Genomic DNA, 3,901 nt, shown 5'->3' with positions numbered 1-3,901 from the left:
GGCGATACGCGATTGAAAAGCTTCGCCCCGGGGCGGGGCTCCTACGAAAGACCGCTTTGGCGAGCTTATCTGATCGGCATTGGCCATCAGGCTGCCGTTTTCATTTATCGCTCAAGCGTCAAAGACGCGTACTGAACCAGGACAGCACCAGGGCCGTGGCCAGGCAAATGGCGCCGAAGCGATAGAAGAAGCGATTGATGCGCCCGGTACGTTCATCCTGCACTTCACTTTCGTCCTGGCCACCTTGAGCCAGCACGCGCGCCATGCCGCGCTGCTCGCGCAGGCGGGTCATCAGGCACAGCCAGGCACCGGCCACAGCGAAGAACAATGCCAGCGAATTGACCGCGCTGGCCGGATGAGCAAGGAACAGCAACCACAACACCTGCAACGACATGCACCACCTCGAGAACAGCATGGTGCAGTGAGCGCGTCACCGCACCAGAATGGGGATTGCGACTGAAACAGATCATTTCAGCCCCCGAAAAGTCGTCGCGCAGTGTACTGAAATCCCGCTTTTATAAGGTTCGTTTCCGACGAACGCGGCCCGCTATCCCGAAATCGTCTGAAAACTGTCACATGCCTGGCCTAGGGTTTGTATCTCTCAAACTGACCAAGCAGTCACGACTGTGCTGGAGCCAAACCTCAATGTCCGTGGAGGACCCGCCATGCTTAATTCACAACCGCTGGATCGCGATTACCTGATCGACTCGCTGGATCAAGTGGACGCCGTGGTCGACGAACTATCCTTCAACGTCCAGGACCAGCACTGGCTGGTGTACTGCGCCCTCGGTGGCCATGAGCATTACGACCTGCCGGACATCGACAACCGCACCGGCATGAGCCTGCAGGAGTTCTATGCCGAAGCCGCATAAACCCGGTACATACGAAAACGCCCCGCAGTGCGGGGCGTTTTTCGTGGCGTTATAGCCAATTACTGCAGCAAAACCTGGCCAATGGTCGGGTCCTTGAAGGCGCGGGTCAGCGCATCGCTGAGCACATCACTGACCAGCTTGGTGTTGGTCTGCTGGTTCGGTGCGGTGCCGAAGCGCTGGTTCAGCGAGGCACCGTAACGGCCGGTATAGCGGCGACTGCCGCCCTGTACGTCAGCACGAATGGAAGCGGAGATGTCCGCCTCGGTGACGTACATGCCCTCTTTCGGCGACTGATACTTCAGCTCCGCCAGGGTGATGGTCAGCTGCGGCGCGTTATAGGCATTGGGCGACGGAGTAAAACCCAGCAGACGCACGGCTGCTTCGGCCTCGGCCTGCAGCTTGGGCAGCACATGCTCAGCGCTGACACTGATCGTGCTGGTTTCCGGATACAGGCCGCCACGGGTGCCAAGCACCGGCGAAGGACGACCATCGACCACGCGTACCACCACCGGCTGGCCCTGACCCACCGGGGTCAGCGAGCTGGTGAGTTTGGGTTGCGGGGTGAGTTGCTGAGGGCTGAGGGCGCAACCGGCCAGAGTCAGGCTGGCGGCAGCAAGCAAGGCGATCAACGCACGGTGCAGCATGCTCATCTCTCCGAGTGAGGTAAAAGTGGCCGGCAGTATACCCAGCGCGGCCTGAGGCCGACAGTAGTGCTGGTTAAGACCGCCAGCGGACCGGTGCGGTTCCTGTCATCAGCCTGTCACCGCCCCTGGCATAAAGGCAGACGTCACCACGCTGGAGCCTTCGCCATGTTGCTGCGCCGCCTGTTCAGTCGCTCTCGTCCGCTGCGCCATTTCGCCTTGCTCGATGCCCAGGGCATTTGCCGCGCCCTGCGCCAGATGCAGGAGCAACCGAGCCAAGCCGGCTGGGTGGAAGTGCGTGAGCCAAGCCTCTCCTGGCTCGGCGCTCCCCTGCCTGCTGGAGCCCGCATTACGCCGGTCGTCACACACGCACGGGCCGTTCACCCGTTGGCGGCCTGACCGATGGAAGAATAAAAGTCACGCAGGGGCGATCAATTCCCCTCATTCACCGTTATAATCACGCCCCGATTATAAGGACGTCTCCTGATCGGGCCGCACGACCTCGCCGATGCAGCGTCATCGCCCCGCCCCAGAGAGTCGCCCACTTCGCGCTGCCAAGTCTGGCCAGCCGCTTTTAGCCCATATGCAGAGCCGATAGCAGCCATGCATTGCATGTTTTGCACGGGCAGAAGCGCGCCTAGGCAGTCGAGCTTTTGAGGTTCACCGCTCCAAAAGAGCGTGAAAAAACGGTTTTTACAAACTTCACAAGAGTGTGGCGAACAGATGAACAGTTTTGCGTCCGCAAACCCCAGCCTTGACCCTCCCCTCCGAACGACAGGGCATTACGCCTGAGTCTACCGGTATCGCCCTTACAGGCCGCACGGCCGTCCATCTGGTGCAGTTTTTCTTGGAGAGAGGTTAATGGCGCACAACGATTCCCAAAGCGTAGATGTGGTGCTGGTTGGCGCCGGCATCATGAGCGCGACCCTGGGCGTATTGCTCAAGGAACTCAATCCCGGCCTCACGCTGGAAGTGGTAGAGCTGCGCGAGTCCGGCGCAATGGAAAGCTCCAACCCCTGGAACAACGCCGGCACCGGTCACGCCGCGCTGTGCGAGCTGAACTACACCCCGGAAGGGGCTGACGGCAGTATCGACATCAAGAAGTCGGTCAGCATCAACGCCCAGTTCGAAGAGTCCAAGCAGTTCTGGGCCTACCTGATCGAGAAAGGTGCGATCAACGCGCCAAAGACCTTCATCAACCCGGTGCCGCACATGAGCTTCGTGCGCGGCAACAGTGGTATTGCCTTCCTCAAGAAGCGCTTCGAGGCGCTGCGGCAACATCACGCCTTTGCCGAAATGGAATACACCGAGGATCGCGCCACCATCGCCGAATGGGCACCGCTGCTGATTCCGGGCCGTGACGCCAACGAGCCACTGGCGATGACCCGCGTACAGGCCGGCACCGACGTCAACTTCGGTGCCGTCACCGAGCAAATGCTCGCCCACCTGACCAATCAGCCCAACGCCAAGGTCACCTGCAACCAGAGAGTCACCGACCTCAAGCGTGATGGCAAAGGCTGGCTGGTGGACATCAAGGACACCCGCTCCGGCGCCACGCGCCAGCTCAAGAGCAAGTTCGTCTTCCTTGGCGCTGGCGGCGGCGCACTGCCGTTGCTGCAGCTGTCCGGCATCCCCGAAGGCAAAGGCTTCGGCGGCTTCCCGGTGAGCGGCCAGTGGCTGCGTTGCGACAACCCTGAGATCGTCAAGCAGCACCAGGCCAAGGTCTACAGCCAGGCTGCCGTCGGCTCACCACCGATGTCGGTACCGCACCTCGATACCCGCGTGGTCGATGGCAAGAAATCCCTGCTGTTCGGCCCCTACGCCGGCTTCACCACCAAGTTCCTCAAGTACGGTTCGTTCCTCGACCTGCCGCTGTCGGTACGCCCCAACAACCTCGGCCCGATGCTGGCGGTGGCGCGCGACAACATGGACCTGACCCGCTACCTGATCAAGGAAGTGATGCAGTCCGAAACGCAGCGCCTGGAAACCCTACGCGGCTTCTACCCGAAGGCCAAGGCCGAGGACTGGCGTCTGGAAGTGGCCGGCCAGCGCGTGCAGATCATCAAGAAGGATCCGAAGAAAGGCGGCATCCTGCAATTCGGCACCGAACTGGTAGCAGCTGCTGACGGCACCATCGCTGCCCTGCTTGGCGCCTCGCCGGGCGCTTCGGTGACCGTGTCGATCATGCTCGACCTGATTCGCCGCTGCTTCCCCGAGCAGGCCAAGAGCGAAGAATGGCGCAGCAAGCTGGACGAGATCTTTCCGGCCATGGCCGACGTCCTGTCGCAGGATGCTGAGCGCTTCCATGCGGTGCAGAAGCAGTCGAACCAGCGCCTGCAACTGGACATACCTAGCTGATCAGCAGGTATGAAAAAACCGCCCCTCGGG

Annotated in this window: 5 protein-coding genes; 3 read left to right on the top strand and 2 right to left on the bottom strand. The window is 61.2% G+C overall.

The window, feature by feature from the left end; translation table 11 throughout:
- Positions 1–118 precede the first annotated feature (118 nt).
- Positions 119–394, bottom strand: coding sequence for a hypothetical protein (locus N5J71_RS22115; RefSeq protein ID WP_147809971.1), 276 nt, complete (start codon positions 392–394; stop codon positions 119–121).
- Positions 395–665: 271 nt separating this feature from the next.
- Between N5J71_RS22115 and N5J71_RS22110 the strand changes: the two genes are divergently transcribed.
- Entirely contained in the window at positions 666–872 is a 207-nt protein-coding gene (locus N5J71_RS22110; protein WP_279917656.1) for a hypothetical protein, read from the top strand.
- Positions 873–931: 59 nt separating this feature from the next.
- Here the strand turns inward: N5J71_RS22110 and N5J71_RS22105 are convergent, their stop codons facing one another.
- Positions 932–1,516: a YajG family lipoprotein gene (locus N5J71_RS22105; RefSeq protein ID WP_279917655.1), complete on the bottom strand. Its 585-nt coding sequence runs from the start codon at positions 1,514–1,516 to the stop codon at positions 932–934.
- 165 nt (positions 1,517–1,681) lie between these two features.
- Here N5J71_RS22105 and N5J71_RS22100 point away from each other — a divergent pair, with 165 nt between their 5' ends.
- Together N5J71_RS22100 and mqo are read left to right on the top strand one after the other, a co-directional pair.
- Positions 1,682–1,912: a hypothetical protein gene (locus N5J71_RS22100; protein WP_143498749.1), complete on the top strand. Its 231-nt coding sequence runs from the start codon at positions 1,682–1,684 to the stop codon at positions 1,910–1,912.
- 462 nt (positions 1,913–2,374) lie between these two features.
- Positions 2,375–3,871 carry a malate dehydrogenase (quinone) gene (mqo, locus tag N5J71_RS22095; RefSeq protein ID WP_279917654.1) on the top strand — a complete coding sequence of 499 codons (1,497 nt, stop codon included), beginning with the start codon at positions 2,375–2,377 and terminating at the stop codon, positions 3,869–3,871.
- Positions 3,872–3,901: the final 30 nt, after the last annotated feature.

This window comes from Ectopseudomonas oleovorans, from assembly GCF_029845265.1.
GTDB lineage: Bacteria > Pseudomonadota > Gammaproteobacteria > Pseudomonadales > Pseudomonadaceae > Aquipseudomonas > Aquipseudomonas oleovorans.
The sequence above is the reverse complement of the archived record's forward strand: the minus strand, read 5'-3'. Positions and strand labels throughout refer to the sequence as shown.

What these genes read in the sequence shown, in the direction of transcription:
- N5J71_RS22115 (WP_147809971.1), bottom strand. Translation starts at nt 394, where the DNA reads ATGTCGTTGCAGGTGTTGTGGTTGCTGTTCCTTGCTCATCCGGCCAGC.
- N5J71_RS22105 (WP_279917655.1), bottom strand. Translation starts at nt 1,516, where the DNA reads ATGCTGCACCGTGCGTTGATCGCCTTGCTTGCTGCCGCCAGCCTGACT.
- N5J71_RS22100 (WP_143498749.1), top strand. Translation starts at nt 1,682, where the DNA reads ATGTTGCTGCGCCGCCTGTTCAGTCGCTCTCGTCCGCTGCGCCATTTC.
- N5J71_RS22110 (WP_279917656.1), top strand. Translation starts at nt 666, where the DNA reads ATGCTTAATTCACAACCGCTGGATCGCGATTACCTGATCGACTCGCTG.
- mqo (WP_279917654.1), top strand. Translation starts at nt 2,375, where the DNA reads ATGGCGCACAACGATTCCCAAAGCGTAGATGTGGTGCTGGTTGGCGCC.